The organism is Cupriavidus sp. WS (assembly GCF_000395345.1).
Taxonomy (GTDB): Bacteria; Pseudomonadota; Gammaproteobacteria; order Burkholderiales; family Burkholderiaceae; genus Cupriavidus; species Cupriavidus basilensis_B.
Genome location: NZ_AQPL01000030.1, coordinates 45,608 through 63,262 on the forward strand (window position 1 = coordinate 45,608; position 17,655 = coordinate 63,262).

Annotated in this window: 16 protein-coding genes; 6 read left to right on the plus strand and 10 right to left on the minus strand. The window is 70.8% G+C overall.

Annotated elements, in window-relative coordinates; all coding sequences use genetic code 11:
* Positions 1-5: 5 nt before the first annotated feature.
* The 6 genes from K206_RS0103115 to atpD are packed head-to-tail and all read right to left on the minus strand — an operon-like array spanning position 6 to position 3,619.
* Positions 6-287, minus strand: a complete 282-nt coding sequence (locus K206_RS0103115; protein ID WP_020200947.1) for a F0F1 ATP synthase subunit C — start codon at positions 285-287, stop codon at positions 6-8.
* A 33-nt stretch (positions 288-320) separates the two neighbouring features.
* On the minus strand, positions 321-1,025 hold the full coding sequence (locus tag K206_RS0103120; protein ID WP_020200948.1) for a F0F1 ATP synthase subunit A: 705 nt from the start codon (positions 1,023-1,025) through the stop codon (positions 321-323).
* Positions 1,009-1,359 (minus strand): ATP synthase subunit I, encoded by a 351-nt coding sequence (locus tag K206_RS0103125; RefSeq protein ID WP_020200949.1) that lies wholly within the window; start codon positions 1,357-1,359, stop codon positions 1,009-1,011. The genes K206_RS0103120 and K206_RS0103125 overlap by 17 nt, the downstream gene beginning before the upstream one ends.
* Complete coding sequence (locus tag K206_RS37400; protein ID WP_020200950.1) at positions 1,346-1,762, minus strand: AtpZ/AtpI family protein; 417 nt, start codon at positions 1,760-1,762, stop codon at positions 1,346-1,348. Before K206_RS37400 ends, K206_RS0103125 begins: the two co-directional genes overlap by 14 nt.
* Positions 1,759-2,154 carry a F0F1 ATP synthase subunit epsilon gene (locus tag K206_RS0103135; RefSeq protein WP_043365265.1) on the minus strand — a complete coding sequence of 132 codons (396 nt, stop codon included), beginning with the start codon at positions 2,152-2,154 and terminating at the stop codon, positions 1,759-1,761. Before K206_RS0103135 ends, K206_RS37400 begins: the two co-directional genes overlap by 4 nt.
* Positions 2,144-3,619 carry a F0F1 ATP synthase subunit beta gene (atpD, locus tag K206_RS0103140; RefSeq protein ID WP_020200952.1) on the minus strand — a complete coding sequence of 492 codons (1,476 nt, stop codon included), beginning with the start codon at positions 3,617-3,619 and terminating at the stop codon, positions 2,144-2,146. Before atpD ends, K206_RS0103135 begins: the two co-directional genes overlap by 11 nt.
* A 193-nt stretch (positions 3,620-3,812) precedes the next feature.
* On the opposite strand from atpD, the gene K206_RS0103145 reads away from it, so the two are divergent.
* The gene (locus K206_RS0103145) at positions 3,813-4,655 is read left to right on the plus strand and encodes a DUF1653 domain-containing protein (protein ID WP_020200953.1); all 843 of its coding nucleotides are present in this window, start codon (positions 3,813-3,815) and stop codon (positions 4,653-4,655) included.
* A gap of 4 nt (positions 4,656-4,659) precedes the next feature.
* Positions 4,660-5,748, plus strand: a complete 1,089-nt coding sequence (locus tag K206_RS37405) for a phosphatase PAP2 family protein (RefSeq protein ID WP_020200954.1) — start codon at positions 4,660-4,662, stop codon at positions 5,746-5,748.
* Here K206_RS37405 and K206_RS0103155 read toward each other — a convergent pair.
* Positions 5,642-6,955 carry a hemolysin family protein gene (locus K206_RS0103155; RefSeq protein WP_020200955.1) on the minus strand — a complete coding sequence of 438 codons (1,314 nt, stop codon included), beginning with the start codon at positions 6,953-6,955 and terminating at the stop codon, positions 5,642-5,644. The genes K206_RS37405 and K206_RS0103155 overlap by 107 nt on opposite strands.
* 90 nt (positions 6,956-7,045) lie before the next feature.
* Entirely contained in the window at positions 7,046-8,008 is a 963-nt protein-coding gene (locus K206_RS0103160) for a LysR family transcriptional regulator (RefSeq protein WP_020200956.1), read from the minus strand.
* Positions 8,009-8,152: 144 nt separating this feature from the next.
* Here K206_RS0103160 and K206_RS0103165 point away from each other — a divergent pair, with 144 nt between their 5' ends.
* The 4 genes from K206_RS0103165 (at position 8,153) to K206_RS0103180 (ending at position 12,129) form a co-directional block, all read left to right on the plus strand.
* Positions 8,153-9,430, plus strand: coding sequence for a D-amino acid dehydrogenase (locus K206_RS0103165; protein WP_020200957.1), 1,278 nt, complete (start codon positions 8,153-8,155; stop codon positions 9,428-9,430).
* Between the two features lie 150 nt (positions 9,431-9,580).
* Positions 9,581-10,510 carry a glutamate/aspartate ABC transporter substrate-binding protein gene (locus K206_RS0103170; protein WP_020200958.1) on the plus strand — a complete coding sequence of 310 codons (930 nt, stop codon included), beginning with the start codon at positions 9,581-9,583 and terminating at the stop codon, positions 10,508-10,510.
* 121 nt (positions 10,511-10,631) lie between these two features.
* Positions 10,632-11,447, plus strand: a complete 816-nt coding sequence (locus K206_RS0103175; RefSeq protein ID WP_043365235.1) for a transporter substrate-binding domain-containing protein — start codon at positions 10,632-10,634, stop codon at positions 11,445-11,447.
* Positions 11,448-11,469: 22 nt separating this feature from the next.
* The gene (locus K206_RS0103180) at positions 11,470-12,129 is read left to right on the plus strand and encodes an amino acid ABC transporter permease (protein ID WP_020200960.1); all 660 of its coding nucleotides are present in this window, start codon (positions 11,470-11,472) and stop codon (positions 12,127-12,129) included.
* Between the two features lie 154 nt (positions 12,130-12,283).
* On the opposite strand, the gene cphA (K206_RS0103185) is transcribed toward K206_RS0103180, so the two are convergent.
* Positions 12,284-14,857: a cyanophycin synthetase gene (cphA, locus tag K206_RS0103185; RefSeq protein WP_020200961.1), complete on the minus strand. Its 2,574-nt coding sequence runs from the start codon at positions 14,855-14,857 to the stop codon at positions 12,284-12,286.
* Between the two features lie 41 nt (positions 14,858-14,898).
* Positions 14,899-17,535 (minus strand): cyanophycin synthetase, encoded by a 2,637-nt coding sequence (cphA, locus tag K206_RS0103190; protein ID WP_020200962.1) that lies wholly within the window; start codon positions 17,533-17,535, stop codon positions 14,899-14,901.
* Between the last annotated feature and the right edge of the window lie 120 nt (positions 17,536-17,655).

The window sequence follows — 17,655 nt, forward strand, 5'->3', positions numbered from 1 at the left end:
ACCTCTCACCTGAGCGCGGCGCGGGCAATGGCGGCGTTCCAGAACGGATTGGCGAAGATCAGGATCATCGAGACGACGAAGCAGTAGATCGCGGTCGACTCGATCATCGCCAGGCCGACGAAGAGCGTGCGCGTGATGGTGGCGGAGGCGTCGGGCTGCTGCGCCAGCGAGGTGAGGGCGGTGGCGACCGCGCGGCCTTCGGCGAGCGCGGGTCCCATGCAGCCGAAGCCGGTGCACAGGCCGGCGATGGCGATCGACGCTACCGCGATGATGGTCAGGCTGTCCATGAGCTGTTTCCTTGGTTGGGGGTTCGGTTGGATTCAGTTGGGTTCGGGCGACGGGGCCGGTGCCGGCTCCGTCTCGCCGGTGTGGGTGGCGGCCGCGAGATAGACCGCCGCCAGGATGCTGAAGATGTAGGCCTGCACCATGCCGGTGAGCAGGCCGAGCGCGGTCATGACGATGGGAAAGAGGAACGGCGTGATGGTCAGCAGGATGGCGATGATCATCGCCCCGCTCATCATGTTGCCGAACAGGCGCACCGCCAGCGCCAGCGTGCGCGACAGCTCGCTGATGATGTTGAACGGCAGCATCATCACGGTCGGCTCCAGGTACGAGCGCAGGTAGCCGCGCAGCCCCTGGTCGCGGATGCCGTACAGCGGCACCGCCACGAACACGCACAGCGCCAGCGCCAGCGTGGTCGAGAGCGAGCCGGTGGGCGGATCGTAGCCGGGCACGATGGTGCACAGGCTCGCCGCCGCGACGAACAGGAACAGCGTGCCGAGGAAGCCGAGGTAGCGGCGCGGCTGGCGCAGGCCCACGTCCGCGATCTGCTGCTCGATGCCGGTGATGACGATCTCCAGCAGGTTCTGCCAGCGCGAGCGGCGGTGGTCCGGCGAGAGCCGCCGCGTGACCAGCCACGAGCCCAGCCACAGCAGCAGCATCAGCGCCCACGTGAACACGATGGTGGCATTGAGCTTGACGAAGCCGTGCTGCCAGAAGATCCACTGGTCAGGGCTGAGGCGCATGGCTGCCCTCCCCGCGGCCGGCCGCCTGTTGCGCGGTCTGCTCCGCCGGTTCCGTGCGCGTCATGCGCATCACGACGAAGCGCGCCGCGGTGAAGCCCGCCAGGCACGCCGCCATGCGTTCCCATTGTCCCGCGCCGATCCAGTAGAAGCCCAGCAGCGTGACGCCCGTGCGCAGCAGCAGGCTGCCCAGTTGCCACAGCGCCGCGCGGCCCGGCGACAGGCCCGGCGAGAGGGTTTGCCGCACCGTCCACCACAGCCCGCCGAAGAAGAAGGCGCCGAGCGCGCCGCCGGCCAGCCCCGCGAGCAGCAACGCCGCCATGTCATGCATCTGCATCGTCCTGACCTTCCTTGTCTTGCCGCATGGCCGCGTCTTCCCGTGCGACCCAGCGCCATGCATTGAAACAGCCGAGCACCAGCCCGGCCACCAGCAGCGCCAGCACCCACGAGTGCCGGCCCGGATAATGCTCGTCCAGCCAGATGCCCAGCGCCGCGCCGAGCAGCGTCGGCACCACCACCGACCAGCCGACCAGCCCCATCATGCCGAGCCCGGACCAGACCCCGGGCACGCGCTGGCGCCGCGCCCACAGCTTGCGCCGCGCCTTGGCGCCGACCTTGCCGGCCAGCGTGGGCGCGGGCTCCGGCGGCGGCGCCTGCGGTCCCGCTTCCGGTCCCGCTTTCGGCTCCGTTTCTTTCGGCTCCGCCCTGTGCCCCGGCCGCGGTCCCGGCGGCGCCGTCATGGCGCCGTCCCGCGCAGCCTGGCGATGCGGGACAGGAAGCCCGTCTCCAGCTTGGCCATGACCGTGCGCAGGCTCAGCGCCTGCTCGTCGAGCGCGAGGAACTCGCGCTCCACCGTGCGGCGCAGCTGCGCGAGGTCGGTGCCGGCCATCGCCTGGCGCACCGACACGCGCACCTCGAGTCCGGTCTTCACCAGCACGCCCTGGTCGATGGCGATGAACACCTCGCCTTCGTCCGGCGTCTCGAACACCAGGATGCCGGGCGCGAGCGCGGCCACGCAGTCGAGGCGGTGCGGCAGCATGCCGAACGAGCCTTCGGCGGTTTCCGCGACGATGCGCGACACCCCGGGCTTGCGCAGGAACACGCGGAAGGGCAGCAGCACTTCAAGCTGCATGCTGTCCGGCGGCATCCGGCACCTCGGCGGGTTGGGGGGTGGCGGGCTTGCTTCTGGCCTCGGAGATCGGCCCGATCATGTAGAGCGCGCTCTCCGGGTAGTCCTTGAATTCGTCGCGCAGGATGCGCTCGCAGCCGTCGAGCGCGTCCGCCAGGCTGACGGTCTTGCCCGGGATGCCGGTGAACTGCTCGGTGGTGAAGAACGGCTGCGTCAGGAAGCGTTCCAGGCGGCGCGCGCGCGCCACCACGTTGCGGTCGGACGCGGAGAGCTGCTCGAGCCCGAGCATGGCGATGATGTCCTTGAGCTCGGCGTACTGCGCCAGCGTGCGCCGGATGTCCTGCGCCAGTTGATAGTGGTGCGCGCCGACGATGCCGGGCGTGGCCATCATGGAGTTCGACTGCAGCGGATCGACGGCCGGGTAGAGGCCTTCGCTGGCGCGCTTGCGCGACAGCACGATGGAGGCGGACAGGTGCGAGAACGTATGCACGGCCGCCGGGTCGGTGAAGTCGTCGGCCGGCACGTAGACCGCCTGGATCGAGGTGATGGCGCCGGTGTCGGTGTTGGCGATGCGCTCCTCCAGCCCCGACAGCTCCGTGCCCAGCGTCGGCTGGTAGCCGAGGCGCGACGGCATCTGGCCCATCAGCCCGGAGACCTCCGAGCCGGCCTGGATGAAGCGGAAGATGTTGTCGATCAGCAGCAGCACGTCGCGATGCTCGTCGTCGCGGAAATACTCGGCCATCGTCAGCGCCGCGTGGCCGACGCGGAAGCGCGCGCCCGGCGGCTCGTTCATCTGGCCGAAGACCATCACCATGTCGGCCAGCACGCCGGCCTCGCGCATGTCGTGGTAGAGCTCCTCGCCTTCGCGGCAGCGCTCGCCGATGCCGCAGAAGATGCTCACGCCCTGGTGGTGGCCGACCATGTTGTGGATCAGCTCGGTGAGCAGCACGGTCTTGCCCACGCCGGCACCGCCGAACAGCCCGGCCTTGCCGCCGGTCTCGAGCGGCAGCAGCACGTCGATGGCCTTGATGCCGGTCTCGAACACGACCGAGCGCGTGGAGCGTCGCGCCAGCGGCGGCGGCGCGCGGTGCACCGAGCGCCAGCGCACGTCCTGCGGCGGCGGCAGGCGGTCGATGGGCTGGCCGAACACGTCGAACATGCGCGACAGGATGCTCGCGCCGACCGGCGCCTGCAGCGGCGCGCCGCTGTCGCGCACCGCCATGCCGCGCGCCAGCCCCTGGGTGGAGGTCAGCGCGATGCAGCGCACGTGGCGCGCGTCGAGCTGGGACAGCACCTCGATGGCGATGCGGCCGTCCTCGCCGGCGCGCAGCAGCGTGCGGATCGGCGGCAGCGCGGCCTCGAAGCGCACGTCGACCACGCTGCCGCGCACCGCGGCGATCACGCCGCGACTGGTCTCGCCGCCCGTGCCGTCACCCGTGCCCGCCGGCGCCTGCCATGTCGGTTCCACACTGTCTCTCACACCGTCCTCCACGGGCATTTGTGCCACTGCACAATCATGCGCTCCCGTCATCGGGGGAAGTTGACGCATGTCAACTTTCGGAGCGCGCCCCGCCTGCGCGGCCGCCGGCGCGGCAAGTGCGCGTTGCGCCGCGCGGCCCATGCACTATCATGGCGCAGCCCCGACCCAGACCGCAAGCATCATGACCCTGCCTCCGACCCCGCCCGCCACCGGCGACTTCCTGCCCGGCATGCCCTTCCGCCACTACAAGGGCGGCGCCTACGCCATCACCGGGCTCGGCCTGCTCGAGTCCGACCTGTCGCGCGTGGTGGTGTACCAGTCGATGCGCGACCGCAGCGAGCTGTGGGTGCGCCCGCTCGCCGTGTTCACCGAGACCGTGGCGACGCCGCAGGGCGCGCAGCCGCGCTTCGCGCCGGATTGGCCGGCGGCGCTGGCCTGCCTGGACTTCCTGCCGCGCGCCGCGGTGCTGCAGGCGCTGGCCTGCTACGACGCGCCGTACCGCCGCTACCACGACCGCCGCCACGTGCTGGAGATGTTCGCCGTGGCGCAGGCGCGCGGCCTCGCGCTCTCGCCCGCGCAGGCGCTGGCGGTGCTGTGCCACGACGCGGTCTACGTGCCGGGGTGCGAGCACAACGAGGCCGCCTCCGCGGCGCTGATCGAGACCGTGGCCGGCGGCGCGGATGCCGCGGTCATGGCGCTGGCCGCGCGCATCGTGATGGATACCCGCGGGCATCGCGCCTCGGTGCCCGAATCGGAACCGGTGCTGGACCTCGACCTGTGGCGCCTGGCTGCGCCGGCGGCGGATTTCGACGCCTACACCGAGGCGGTGTTCGAGGAAAACCGCGCGCTGCTGGCCAGCCGCTCGGGCTTGTCCGGCGAGGCGTTGCGGGCGGACTTCATGGCGCGCCGCGTCGCCTTCCTGCAGGCGATGGCGCGGCGCGAGCGCCTGTTCCTGACGCCGGCCTTCGCCGATTGCGAGGCGCGGGCGCGCGCCAACATCGCGCGCATGGCGGCCGGGGCCTGAGGCGATGGAGGCCGTCCGTGGCGCCGATGCGTGGCTCACGCCGCTTGCCGCGCTGGGCGCGGTCGGCCTGCTGGCCGTGTTCGTGCTGTTGCTGCTGGGCGTGGTGCGCGGCCTGCTGCTGGTGATCCGGCCGCTGGTGCGCCGGCTCGACGGCGCGCGCCTGCGCGGGCGCGACGCGCTGCTGGCGCGCGCCGGGCCGCCGTGGCCGCGCCTGCTGCGCGTGCTGGAGCGCGTGCTGGAGCGGGATGTGGCCGAGCTGCTGTTGCTGGCCACCGCCGGCGCATTGCTGCTGGCGTGCGCCGCGGCGCTGCTGTGGCTGGGCGCGGCCATCGCCCACGGCGCGCCGCTGGTGCGGCTGGACGAGGCCGTGTTCGCGCAGTTGCGCGCGTGGCGGCGGGACTGGCTCGACGTGGCGATGGTGGCCATCACCGAACTGGGCGGCGCGCGCGTGTCGGTGGCGGTGGCGCTGGCCGTGCTGGCGTGGCTGGCATGGCGCCGCGCGTGGGTGGCCGCGGCCTACTGGGTGGGCGCGCTGCTCGGCGCGCGCGCCTGCGTGATGGTGCTCAAGCTGGCGCTGGCGCGCGGGCGGCCCGCCAGCATCTACGATGGCCTGGAGTCGTTCTCGTTCCCGAGCGGCCACGCCGCCAGCAGCATGGTGACGTATGGCTTCCTGGCCTTCCTGCTGTGCCTGCGTCAGCCGTGGCGCGTGCGCATGCCGGTGGTGGCGCTGACCGCGGTGGCGGTGGCGCTGATCTGCCTGTCGCGACTCTACCTGGGCATGCACTGGCTGTCCGACGTGCTGGCCGGCTGCGCGCTGGGTTTCGCGTGGATCGTGCTGCTGGGCACCGCCTACGCGGCGCTGCACGCGCCGGAGCGGCTGGCGCCGCTGCGCCTGGGCGCGCTTGCCGCGGCCGCGGCGCTGGCGGCGGGCGCGTGGATCCTGGTGTTCCGGCTGGACGAGACGGTGGAGCGCTACCGCCGCGCGCTCACGGCTGGGACGGCGCCGGCGGCGGCAGCCTCGACACCAGCAGCTGGTCGATCTTGTGATGGTCGATGTCCAGCACTTCGAAGCGGTAGCCCGCCGCCTCGATGAACTCGGACTTCTTCGGGATGCGCTTGAGCGAGTAGATCACCAGTCCGGCGGCGGTGTCGACGTAGTCCTCGCCGGGCAGATCGTCGAGCTCCAGCGCCTTCTTGAGGTCCACCAGCGGCGTCAGGCCGTCCACCAGCCACGAACCGTCGTCGCGCCGCACGATCTGCTCGTCCTCGCTGGAATAGATGATGTTGCCCATCAGCGCGCCGACGATGTCGTCCAGCGTGACGATGCCCACCACCAGCCCGTACTCGTTCATCACCACCGCGAAGCTCTGGTGCATCTCGCGAAAGCGCGTGAGCGCCTCGGTCAGCGTGAGCGTGTCGGGGATCACCAGCACGTTCTTGTCGTGGTGCTTGCCGATGTTGCCGATGTTGCCGATCACGCCGGTGGTGTCGTCGGCCAGGAACATCTGCAGGATGTCCTTGGAGTCGATGTAGCCGAGCACGTCGTCGAGGTTGTGCCCGCACACCGGGTACTGCGCGTGCGGGTGGTTGACCAGCTTGCGGCGCAGGCTGTCGGCGGGCTCGTCCAGGCCGATGTAGACCACGTCGTCGCGCGGCGTCATCACCGCGGTGACGTTCTTGGCGTCGAGCTCGAACACGTTCTCGATCAGGTGGATCTCGTGCTTGTGCAGCACGCCGGCCTCGGCGCCGGCGTCCACCATCGCCGCGATGTCTTCCGAGGTGATCTGGTCGATCTGCTTGGTGGGCAGGCCGAACAGGCGCAGGGTGGCGTCGGCGCTGGCGTTGAACACCCAGACCAGCGGCTTGAAGACCTTGATCATGGTCAGCATCGGCCCGATCACCAGCAGCGCGCAGGGCTCGGGAAAGCTCATGGCGATGCGCTTGGGGATCAGGTCGGCGAACTGGATGAACAGCAGCGTGACCACCAGGAACGAGCCGACGTTGGCGATCTGCCCGGCGGCCGCGGCGTCGAAGTAGGGCAGCAGCGCCGCGTGCAGCAGGTCGGAGACGTGCTTCTCGCCGACGATACCGGCGAGGATGGCCACGCTGTTGACGCCGATCTGCACGATGGTGAAGAAATTCCCGGGCTCTTCCTTGAGCAGCATGATCTTGGTGGCGCGGCGGTCGCCGCGCTCGGACAGCGTCTGCAGCTTGGTGCGGCGCGATGCGGTCAGCGCGATCTCGGAGGTCGAGAAGAAGGCGCTGATCAGGATGAGCAGGAGCAGGATTAGGGCGAACATAGGTTTCAGGAAGCACCAGATGGGCGCTTCAGGCTGTCTGATGATGGTGCACGGCGCATGGGGCTGTCAAATTCCGGGCGCCGGCGGGCGCTACCTGGGGACGTGTTCGAAGCTGACCGCCGGCGCTTCCAGGCGCGCGGGCAGCGTGGCCGCGAGCTGCAGCGCGGCGCCGGCGAACTGCGCGCGCATGTCGTCGGCCAGGCTGGAGCTGCCGCGGTGGCTGGCGCGCAGGGCCTGGATCTCGAAGGCCAGCGCCGGCTTGACCGTGTGCAGCGAGACCCGTTCCGGGCTGGCGCCGAGCGCGGTGTACTGGTCGAGCAGGGTCAGGCCGAGGCCCGCGTCGACCAGCGCCAGCGCCAGCGAGTAGGTCTGGACTTCCAGCATCGAGCGCGGCTCGAGCGCGTTGCGCGCGAGCGTCTGGCGCACCAGCAGGCCGAGCGAGCTGTTGTCGTCGTAGGCGATGAAGGGGCGCTCCACCAGCCGCTGCATCGGCACGTCGGCGCGCCGCGCGCGCGGCGAGGACGGCAAGAGCGGCTCGCCGCGCGGCACCGCCAGCAGCATCTGCCCGCTGGCCACCGGCTCGCTGGCGATGGCCTCGTGGCGCGGCGGCGCGAAGGCGAAGCCGAGGTCGATCTGGTTGGCCAGCAGGCCCTGCACGATCTCGTCGGTATGGTGGGTCAGCACCTGCACCTGGGTGTCCGGGTGGCGCGCGCAGAAGCGGCGCACGGCGGGCACCAGCAGCGGGTTGGCGAGGCTGGGCGTGGCCGCCACGCGCAGCCGGCCCGCGCCCTTGTGGCGCAGGCTCTCCGAGACGCGCCGCACGCGCTCGATCTCGCCGTAGAGCCGCTCCACGTCGCCGTACAGCGCGGTGGCCTCCGGCGTGGCCTGCAGGCGGCCCTTGACGCGCTCGAACAGGCGGAAGCCGAGCGTGGCCTCGGCGTGCTGCAGCACGCGCGTCACCACGGGCTGGGAGACGTGCAGCAGGCGCGCGGCCTCGCTGACGGTGCCGGTCAGCATGACGGCGCGGAAGATCTCGATCTGGCGCAGGCGCATCGGAGGTGGGCGTGGACGGGAAAGGGAAGGGGCGGCCGGGCATCCATAGCCTGAGGACATATTCTGGCACGTATTCGCATTAGGCAAGCCGGCGCGGCTGGTCTACGCTCTCGCGGATCGGATCGAATGGCGGCGAGGCAGGCAATGAAGGTGGTGATCGTGGGGGCGGGGGTGATCGGCATGAGCACGGCGTGGCGGCTGGCGGCCGACGGGCACGAGGTCGCGGTGCTGGAGCGCCGCGCCGGCCCGGGCGAGGAAACCAGCTTCGCCAACGGCGGCCAGCTGAGCTACAGCTACGTGGCGCCGCTGGCCGGGCCGGGCGTGCTGGGCAAGGTGCCGGGCTGGCTGCTGCGCGCCGATTCGCCGATGCGCTTCCGGCCCTCGCCGGACCCGGCGCAATGGCGCTGGCTGGCGGCGTTCGCGCGCGCCTGCAACGCCGCCGCCAGCGAGGCCACCACGCGCAAGCTGCTGCGCCTGGCGTTCCATTCGCGCGACCTGATGCGGGCTTTCGTCGACGGCGGGCCGGACGACTTCGGCTTCGCGCGGCGCGGCAAGCTGATCGTGCACCGCGACGCCGCGAGCTTTGCCGCGGCGTGCCGCCTGCTCGACTACCAGGCCAGCCTGGGCTGCGAGCAGCAGGCGCTGGACCGCGACGCCACCGTGGCGCTGGAGCCGGCGCTGGCGGGCATCCGCGGCGAGATCGCCGGCGCCATCCATACGCCGAGCGAGGAAGTGGCGGACTGCCATCGCTTCTGCCTGTCGCTGGCACGCTTGCTGCATGACCGTCCCGGCGTGTCGCTGCGCTTCGGCACCGACGTGCGGGGCATCGAGCGCGAGGGCGGACGCGAGGATGGACGTGTCACAGGCGTGCGCACCGCCGCCGGCGTCGAGCGCGCCGACGCGGTGGTGGTGGCCGGCGGCATGGGCAGCGTGGGCCTGCTGCGCCCGCTGGGCCTGCGCGTGCCGCTGTGGCCGCTCAAGGGCTACAGCATCACGGTGCCGATCCGCGACGGCGCCGGCGCGCCGCACATCAGCATCACCGACTTCGCGCGCAAGATCGTCTATGCCCGCATCGGCAACACGCTGCGCGTGGCGGGCATGGCCGACCTCGTGCGCGGCGATACCGCGATCGACCGCCGCCGCATCGCCACGCTGGCCGGCGAGACCCGCGCGCTGTTCGCCGGGGTGGCGCCCGACGCGCAGTCGCCCGCGCAACTGCAGCCGTGGGCCGGCCTGCGCCCGGCCACGCCCAGCGGGCTGCCGCTGGTGGGGCCGTCGCGCGTGCGCGGGCTGTGGCTCAACCTCGGCCACGGCGCGCTGGGCTTCACGCTGGCGCTGGGCAGCGCGAGCCTGCTGGCCGACCGGCTGGCCGGGCGCAAGCCGGCGGTCGAGGCCGAGGATTTCAGCGCGATGGCGGCGTAGCGCCCGCGGCGCGCAGCCAGGACGGGTCCGCTTTGCCGTCGCTTTTTTTACCGCATTCCCTGGCCGTACCGCGGCAACGTCCGCACCGCGCCTGACAACGACACGAGCCACCCTCACAGAGTCGTCCCTCAACCCACGGAGAAACACAAGATGAAACCGCATGCACGCCTGCCCCGCCTGAACCGATTCTCCCGCTGCCTGCTGGCCGCCGCCGTGCTCGCGGGCGCCGCCGGCGCCCCCGGCATGGCCAGCGCCGAGGACGGCGACACGCTGCGCAAGATCAAGGAAACCGGCGTGATCTCGCTGGGCTACCGCGACTCGTCGATCCCGTTCTCGTACACCAATGGCAAAGACGTGATGGGTTACTCGCACGAGATCCTGCTGCAGATCGTCGACAAGGTGAAGGCGCAGTTGCAGATGCCCAACCTGCAGGTCCGGCTGACCCCGATCACCTCGCAGAACCGCATCCCGCTGATGCAGAACGGCACCATCGACATCGAGTGCGGCACCACCACCAACAACCTCGAGCGGCAGAAGCAGGTGGCGTTCTCCAACAGCCTGTTCGTCTACGGCCTGCGCATGCTGACCAAGAAGGACTCGGGCGTGAAGGACTTCCCCGACCTGAAGGACCGCAACGTGGTGACGACCGCCGGCACCACCGACGAGCGCCTGCTGGTCAAGATGAACGGCGAGAAGGCCATGAACATGAACCTGATCAGCACCAAGGACCACGGCCAGTCCTTCCTGATCCTGGAAAGCGGCCGCGCGGTGGCCTTCGTCATGGACGAGCCGCTGCTGTACGGCGAGCTGACCAAGGCCAAGAACGCCGCCGACTGGGTGGTGGTGGGCACGCCGCTGCAGACCGAGAACTACGCCTGCATGTTCCGCAAGGACGATCCCTCGTTCAAGAAGCTGGCCGACGACGTGATCGCCGGGCTGATGACCAGCGGGCGCGCCGAGCAGCTCTACAAGAAGTGGTTCCAGTCGCCGATCCCGCCGCGCGGGCTCAACCTCAACTACCCGCTGTCGGCCGACATGAAGGACCTGTACGCGCATCCGAACGACAAGGCGTTCCAGTAGGGCGCGCGGGTTCCGGGCGGGCCGCCCGGCCCGGCAGGCGGGGCCGCGGAGTTGCGCAAGGCGGGAAGGCGGACTACGCTCCTAATGCGGATATTCGCCGCCCGTCCTGTCTGGAGACCCCATGCAATCACTTCGACTTCGCACCGGCTGCCGCAAGGCCGTGTCCGCCGTGCTGTTTGCCGCTGCGCTGCTGGCCGCCGGCGCCGTCGCCCACGCTGCCGACCTGCTCGACACCGTCAGGCAGGCCGGCGTGCTCAGGATCGGCGTGGAGGGCACGTATCCCCCGTTCAACTACCGCGGCGCCAACAACCAGCTCGACGGCTTCGACGTCGACGTGGCCAGGGGCGTGGCGTCCCGGCTGGGCGTCAAGCCCGAGTTCGTCACCACCGAGTGGAGCGGCATCATTGCCGGGCTGCAGGCCGGCAAGTTCGACGTCATCGTCAACCAGGTCGCGGTCACGCCGGCGCGCAGGCAGGTGCTGGACTTCTCCACGCCCTACGTCTACTCGGCCGCGCAACTGATCCAGCGCAAGGACGACAAGCGCCAGTTCAAGTCGCTGGAGGACCTCAAGGGCAAGAAGCTTGGCGTGAGCCTGGGCAGCAACTACAACGAGCTGGCCAAGTCGGTGGACGGCATCGACGTCAGGACCTATCCCGGCGCGCCCGAGTACCTGCGCGACCTCGCCGCGCAGCGCGTGGACGCGGCGCTCAACGACCGCCTGATGGTCGGCTACCTGATCAAGACCGCCAACCTGCCGCTGCGGCCCGGCGCGATCGTCGAGGGCGGCGGCTCCGAGGTGGCGATTCCGTTCCGCAAGGACAACCCGAAGTTCGCGCAGGCCATCGACCGCGCGCTGGAAGACATGCGCAAGGACGGCTCGCTCGCCAGGCTGTCGGCGAAGTGGTTCGGCGGCGACGTGACCAGGCCCGCCAGGTAGGCCGGCAGGCTCGCGCGCGCTCATGTCCGCCCTGCAACTGGTCGTCGCTTCCCTGCCCGTGCTGATGCAGGGCGTGCTGCTGACCATCAAGTTCGCGCTGCTGTCGATGGCGTTCGGGCTGGTGGCCGGCGTGGTGGTGGCGCTGATGGGCATCGGCCACCAGCCGGTGCTGCGCGCGCTCGCGCGCGCCTACGTCAGCATCATGCGCGGCACGCCGCTGCTGGTGCAGATCTTCGTGGTGTACTACGGGCTGCCGGGCATCGGCATCGCGCTGGAGCCGACTCCGGCCGGCGTGCTGACGCTGAGCCTCAACGTGGGCGCCTATCTTTCCGAGAGCATGCGCGGTGCCATCCTCGGCATTCCGCGCGGGCAGTGGCTGGCCGCCTACAGCCTGGGCCTGACGCCGGGCCAGACGCTGCGCTACGTGGTCGGGCCGCAGGCGCTGCGCCTGGCGGTGCCGAGCCTGTCCAATAGCCTCATCAGCCTGATCAAGGACACCTCGCTGGTGTCGGTGATCACCGTGACCGAGCTGCTGCGCACGGCGCAGGAGGTGATCGCCGCCACCTACCAGCCGCTGCCGCTCTACCTGGCGGTGGCGGCGATCTACTGGGTGCTGAGCACGGTCCTGTCGCAGGCGCAGCGGCTGCTGGAGCGGCGGCTGTCGCTGCCGGGCAGGCATTAGGCGCGGGGACGCGCCGCGGTAAAAACAAAAGCCAGCCTGAAAGGCTGGCTTTTGTTTTTTCGATGAGGCTTCGCTCGACCCCGGGGTTTGCTCCGCTCGCCCATCGCATGGGAGCGCGGAGCAAACCACCGCGTTGTGGCGGTGCCTTGCGCGCTTACGCCGCTTCCCTGATCCGCTGCGCGATGTGCGCGAGCGCTTCTTCCACCTGGTCCACCAGGATCAGGCACAGGTCGCCGGCCTGCAGGTGCGCCAGCGCGGTATCGATGGCGAGGAACTCGCCGCGGATCTCCTCCACCGTGCTGGCGCGCTGCGCGCCTTGCAGGCCTTCGCGCAGCAGCGCCAGCACCTCGCCGTCCTCGCGGCCGCGCTGGCACTGGTCCTGGTACAGCACCACTTCGTCGAACACGCCGCCGAGGATCTCGGTCTGGCGGCGGATGTCGACGTCGCGGCGGTCGCCGGCGCCGCTGATCACCACCGAGCGGCGCTTCGCGGGCATGCTTTCGATGGCGTCGCACAGCGCCTGGATCGCGTCCGGGTTGTGGCCGTAGTCGGCGATCAGCGTGGCGCCCTTGTAGTCGAACACGTTGAAGCGGCCCGGGGCGGTGGCGGCGTCGTTGACGAAGGTGGCCAGGCCGCGGCGGATCGCGTCCCAGTCGATGCCGAGCGCCCACGCCGCGGCGACGGAGGACATCGCGTTCTCGACCTGGAAGCCGATGGTGCCGCCGCGCGTGAGCGGGATGTCCGCCAGCGCGATGCGCACCTGGCTGTCGCCTTCGGTGGCCACGATGTGGCCATCCTCGACGAACACCACGCGCTTGCCCTGCGCGCGGTGCGTGGCCATCACCGGGTTGTTGGTGTCGGCGGCGAAGAAGGTCACGGCGCCGGGGCAGGCGTCGGCCATGCGCACCACCATCGGGTCGGCGGCGTTGAGCACGGCCATGCCGTGCGGCGCCACGTTCTGCACGATCACGCTCTTGAGCACGGCCAGGTCTTCCACCGTGCTGATGTAGGACAGGCCGAGGTGGTCGCCTTCGCCCACGTTGGTGACGACGGCCACGTCGCAGCGGTCGAAGGCCAGGCCTTCGCGCAGCAGGCCGCCGCGCGCGGTCTCGAACACCGCGGCGTCGACGTCGGGGTGCATCAGCACGTTACGCGCGCTGCGCGGGCCGCTGCAGTCGCCGGTGTCGATGCGCTCGCCCTGGATGTAGACGCCGTCGGTGCCGGTCATGCCCATGCGCAGGCCGCTGCCGGCGAGCAGATGGGCGATCAGGCGCACCGTGGTGGTCTTGCCGTTGGTGCCGGACACCGCCACCACCGGGATGCGGCCGTCGTCGCCGTCGGCGAACATGGTGGAGACGATGGCCTCGCCGACCGCGCGGCCCTTGCCGTAGGACGGCTGCAGGTGCATGCGCAGGCCCGGCGCGGCGTTGACCTCGACGATGCCGCCGGCCTGTTCCTCGAACGGCTTGAGCACGGTCTCGCAGACCGCGTCCACGCCGCAGATGTCGAGCCCGACCATCTGCGCCGCGGCCACGGCGCGCGCGGCCATGTCGGGGTGCACGTCGTCGGTGACGTCGGTGGCGCTGCCGCCGGTGGAGAGGTTGGCGTTGTTGCGCAGGACCACGCGCGTGCCCTTGGGCGGCACCGTGTCGGCGGTCAGGTTCTGCTTGGCCAGCACGGCCAGCGCGATGTCGTCGAAGCGGATCTTGGTCAGCGAGGTGGCGTGGCCCTCGCCGCGGCGCGGGTCGCGGTTGACCTCGTCGACCAGCTCGCGCACGGTGTGCCTGCCGTCGCCGGTGACCTGGGGCGGGTCGCGGCGCGCCGCGGCCACCAGGTGCTTGCCCACCACCAGCAGGCGGAAATCGTGCCCCGGGATGTAGCGCTCGACGATCACGTCCGAGCTGATGTCGGAGGCGACCTCGAAGGCGGCGTTGATTTCCTCGCGGGTGCGGATGCGCACGGCCACGCCCTTGCCCTGGTTGCCGTCGCGCGGCTTGACCACCACCGGCGCGTTGATCTCCTGGGCGGCGGCCCAGGCCTGGTCGGCGTCGGTCACGGTGCGGCCCAGCGGCACCGGCACGCCGGCGGCGTGCAGCAGGGTCTTGGTGAGGTCCTTGTCCTGCGCGATCGATTCCGAGACCGCGCTGGTCATGTCGGTTTCGGCGGCCTGGATGCGGCGCTGCTTGCTGCCCCAGCCGAACTGCACCATGCTGCCCTGGGTCAGGCGGCGGTAGGGAATGCCGCGCGCCACGGCGGCGTAGACGATGGAGCCGGTGCTCGGCCCCAGGCGCACGTCCTCGTCGAGTTCGCGCAGGCGGTGCAGCGCGTCGGCGAGGTCGAACGGCATGTCGTCGCGCGCGGCGCGGCACAGCGTGGCGGCCAGTTCCAGCGCGAGCCGGCCGACTTCCTCCTCGCTGTACTGCACCACCACCTGGTAGGTGCCGGGCTCGACCGTGGGCGCGGTGCGGCTGAAGCTGACCGGGCAGCCGGCCTCGGCCTGCAGGCGCAGCGCGGCGCATTCGAGCGCGTGCGCGAGCGAGACCACGCCTTCGTTGTCGTCGGGCCGCAGCGGGCCGACTTCGGGGAAGCGCGCGCGCAGGCGCTCTTCGAAGCCGGGCAACTGGGCCAGCGTGTGGGCCTCGTCGGAGCACGAGACGATGGCCTCGATGGCGGTGTGGCGGCACCACAGGTTGGGGCCGCGCAGGGCCCGGATACGTGAGACTTCCATGAAATCAGTTTCCTCTGGGATCCGTTCTTCTGCGTTCCGGATCAGGCGCGGCGGCCCGGCTGGCCCATCCACTGGTGGACCTGGTCGATGGTGGGCAGGGTCGAGCCCTCGTCGCATTGCAGCACCAGCAGGTCGCCGGCCACCACTTGCGCAAGCGCGGCCTCGACCGCCTGGCGGCGCGAGCCTTCGTCGATGATCTTGGTCACGCGGCGGCCTTCGTACAGGCCCTGCTTGAGCAGCGCGCGGGCTTCGGCGTCGGGCAGCGCGCTCTCCACGGAGCGGTCCTCGCACAGGAACACGCGGTCGAAGGCGGCGCCCAGGATCTTGCCCTGCCGGACCATGTCCTCGTCGCGGCGCGGCAGGCCGGCGCCGTACACCACCACGCGGCGCTCGGTCGGGAAGCGCTCCAGCGCCGCCACCAGCGCTTCCAGCGCGGGGGCGTTGTGGGCGTCGTCGATCACCACGATGGCGCCGTTGCGCTCGAACAGCGTGAAGCGGCCCGGCACGTCCACCTGGCCCACGTCGAACGTCACCACGCCGGCGCGGATCAGGTCGTGCGAGATGCCCAGCGCCCAGCCGGTGGCCACGGCCGCCAGCACGTTCTCGACCTGGAAGGCCACGCGGCCGGCGTAGGTGAGGGGAATCGCGGCGACGTCGGCCAGCGGCGTCTCGCGGCTGCCGGTGGCCAGCACCACCTTGCCGTCGCGCACGAAGACCGCGCGTTTGCCGGCCGCGCGGTGCGCGGCGATGGCGGGCAGGTCGGCCGACAGGCCGAAGAAGATCACGTCGCCGTCGCACAGTTCGGCCATCTCGACCACCAGCGGGTCGCGCGCGTTGAGCACGGCCACGCCGCCGTCGAGCACCACGTCGACCTGGGTGCGCAGCACGTTGTACATCTTGCCGATTTCCTCGACGTAGTACTGGCCGAGGTGGTCGGGCACGTCGATGTTCGTGACCACGCCGACCTGGCAGCGGTCATAGGCGAGGCCCTGGGAGAGGATGGCGCCGCTGTCGTTCTCGAGCACGGCGGCATCGACCGCGCGGTTCATCAGGATGCGGTGCGCGGCGTCCCAGTTGGCGCGGTCGCCGGCTTCGACCTGGCGGCGGTCCAGGTAGAGGCCGTCGCTGCAGGCCAGGCCGGTGTGCTTGCCGGACAGTTGCAGCAGGCGCGCCACCAGCTTGGCCACCACGGTCTTGCCGTTGGTGCCGGTGATGCCGACCACCGGGATGCGGCCGTTGTCGTCGCCTTCGCCGGCGGGGAACAGGTGGTCCACCACGGCGCGGCCGACCGGGCGCGCCTCGCCGTTGGAGGGCTTGAGGTGCATCAGCAGGCCGGGGCCGGCGTTGACCTCGACGATGGCGCCGCGCTGCTCGGCGAGCGGGCGCGAGATGTCCTGCGCCACCAGGTCCACGCCGGCGATGTCCAGGCCCACCACGCGGGCGGCCAGCGAGGCATGCGCGGCCACGCTCGGGTGCACGCGGTCGGTCACGTCGAAGGCGACGTTGCCGTTGCGCTGGATCAGCACGTGCTTGCCTTCGGGCGGCACCGAGCTGGCGTCATAGCCCTGGCGCCTGAGCTCCAGGCGCGCGGCGGAATCGAGGCGCACCTTGTTGAGCGGGTGGTCCTCGGTGCTGCCGCGGCGCGGGTCGGAATTGATCTGCAGCTCGATCAGCTCGTCGATGGTCGAGCGGCCGTCGCCGGTCACGCTGGCGGTCTCGCCCATCGCGGCGGCCACCAGGCGGCCGCCCACCACCAGCAGGCGGTGTTCGTTGCCGGGCACGAAGCGCTCGACGATGACGCCGCTGCCTTCGTCGATGGCCACCGCGTAGGCGGTCTCGACTTCCTCGCGCGTGGTCAGGTTGGTGAACACGCCGCGGCCGTGGTTGCCGTCGTAGGGCTTGACCACCACCGGCACGCCGATGTCCTCGGCGGCGTCCCAGGCGTCGGCGGCGCTGTCCACCAGGCGGCCTTCGGGCACGGGCACGCCGCACGATTCGAGCAGGCTCTTGGTCAGGTCCTTGTCGCGCGAGATGCTCTCGGCGATGGCGCTGGTGCGGTCGGTCTCGGCGGTCCAGATGCGGCGCTGGCGGCTGCCGTAGCCGAGCTGCACGAGGTTGCCCTCGGACAGGCGGATGGCGGGGATGTCGCGGTCGTCGGCGGCGTCGACGATGCACGCGGTGCTGGGCCCCAGGCAATGCTTGTCGACCAGGCGGCGCAGGTGGTCCACGGCCGCCTGCACGTCGTAGGGGCGGTCCTCGATGGCGGCCATCACCAGGTCGCGCGCGGAGAACAGGGCGGCGCGCGTGACTTCCTCGTGCCAGGCGCGCACCACCACCTTGTAGACGCCGCGGATCGGGGTCTCGCGCGCCTTGCCGAAGCCGCCGGGCATGCCGGCCAGGTTCTGCAGCTCGAGCGTGACGTGTTCGAGGATGTGGCCGGGCCAGGTGCCTTCCTTGAGGCGCTGCAGGAAGCCGCCGCGCTCGCCGATGCTGCAGCGGTGCTCGATCAGCGAGGGCAGCCAGGCCGACAGGCGCTCGTAGAATCCCGGGATGGTGTTGGAGGGAAAGTCCTCCAGTTCCCCGATGTCGACCCACGCCTCCAGCACAGGCCGATATGTCCACATATTCGGGCCGCGCAGCGACATGACATCGAAAATCTCAATGTCCTTCTTTTTCATTGATTTAGCTTGAGGCAGTGGGCGAGTGCCCGAGAAATAGAAGCCTAACCTTTCAGTAACGTTACAACGGTCAGCCGGTTGACTTTCTTGATTAAAAAGCGATTGTGCAGTGCATCAGGG

Bases quoted from the DNA above. Each gene is read 5' to 3' on its own strand.
- K206_RS0103165 (WP_020200957.1), top strand. From the start codon at position 8,153: ATGAAGGTGGTGATCGTGGGGGCGGGGGTGATCGGCATGAGCACGGCG.
- K206_RS37405 (WP_020200954.1), top strand. From the start codon at position 4,660: ATGGAGGCCGTCCGTGGCGCCGATGCGTGGCTCACGCCGCTTGCCGCG.
- K206_RS0103145 (WP_020200953.1), top strand. From the start codon at position 3,813: ATGACCCTGCCTCCGACCCCGCCCGCCACCGGCGACTTCCTGCCCGGC.
- K206_RS0103155 (WP_020200955.1), bottom strand. From the start codon at position 6,955: ATGTTCGCCCTAATCCTGCTCCTGCTCATCCTGATCAGCGCCTTCTTC.
- K206_RS0103135 (WP_043365265.1), bottom strand. From the start codon at position 2,154: ATGCAGCTTGAAGTGCTGCTGCCCTTCCGCGTGTTCCTGCGCAAGCCC.
- K206_RS0103160 (WP_020200956.1), bottom strand. From the start codon at position 8,008: ATGCGCCTGCGCCAGATCGAGATCTTCCGCGCCGTCATGCTGACCGGC.
- cphA (WP_020200961.1), bottom strand. From the start codon at position 14,857: ATGGAAGTCTCACGTATCCGGGCCCTGCGCGGCCCCAACCTGTGGTGC.
- K206_RS37400 (WP_020200950.1), bottom strand. From the start codon at position 1,762: ATGACGGCGCCGCCGGGACCGCGGCCGGGGCACAGGGCGGAGCCGAAA.
- K206_RS0103175 (WP_043365235.1), top strand. From the start codon at position 10,632: ATGCAATCACTTCGACTTCGCACCGGCTGCCGCAAGGCCGTGTCCGCC.
- K206_RS0103115 (WP_020200947.1), bottom strand. From the start codon at position 287: ATGGACAGCCTGACCATCATCGCGGTAGCGTCGATCGCCATCGCCGGC.
- K206_RS0103170 (WP_020200958.1), top strand. From the start codon at position 9,581: ATGAAACCGCATGCACGCCTGCCCCGCCTGAACCGATTCTCCCGCTGC.
- K206_RS0103120 (WP_020200948.1), bottom strand. From the start codon at position 1,025: ATGCGCCTCAGCCCTGACCAGTGGATCTTCTGGCAGCACGGCTTCGTC.
- K206_RS0103180 (WP_020200960.1), top strand. From the start codon at position 11,470: ATGTCCGCCCTGCAACTGGTCGTCGCTTCCCTGCCCGTGCTGATGCAG.
- K206_RS0103125 (WP_020200949.1), bottom strand. From the start codon at position 1,359: ATGCAGATGCATGACATGGCGGCGTTGCTGCTCGCGGGGCTGGCCGGC.
- cphA (WP_020200962.1), bottom strand. From the start codon at position 17,535: ATGAAAAAGAAGGACATTGAGATTTTCGATGTCATGTCGCTGCGCGGC.